Origin of the sequence: Curtobacterium sp. MMLR14_002 (assembly GCF_001864975.1) — a bacterium.
GTDB classification, from domain to species: Bacteria; Actinomycetota; Actinomycetes; order Actinomycetales; family Microbacteriaceae; genus Curtobacterium; species Curtobacterium flaccumfaciens.
Map to the genome: position 1 here is coordinate 1 of NZ_MJGT01000136.1, position 422 is coordinate 422.

General features: G+C 65.6%; 1 protein-coding gene. It reads right to left on the bottom strand.

The genetic code is table 11. The annotated features are described in order from the left end of the window. Positions 1-422: cupin domain-containing protein (locus tag BIU91_RS18000; protein ID WP_290439515.1), on the bottom strand; the 422-nt coding region annotated here is incomplete at both ends.

Genomic DNA, 422 nt, shown 5'->3' on the forward strand with positions numbered 1-422 from the left:
GTTCAGGATCGTCATCCGAGCACGCCCCTTGTGGACGTAGCCCATCTCCGTGGTGACGGGGTGCCAGTGCGGCTCACGCATCCCATCGTCGGTGACGTCGAGGGAGTACATGCTGATGCCTTCGAGGATCGGCCAGAACTGCTTCCGCGCGGTTCGGGCACTGCCCGACGGGGAGTTCACCGGCGGCGTCATCGCGTCGACGTCGAACCGGTACTGGCTGGTCCGCAACGCGGAGTGGGGGACGTCAGTGGGCTGAGTGCGGACGCTGATCTTCCCGGGACGTGTCGCCGTGCGCAGCGGCGTGAAGGTGTCCGCGGGCACACTGTACGTGTTGCCGAGGACCGCATCGCTGAAGGCGGTGAAGGAGTCGGCGATGCCGAACTCTTGCGGGTTCGCGTCCGTGAAACCGACGATGAATTCCG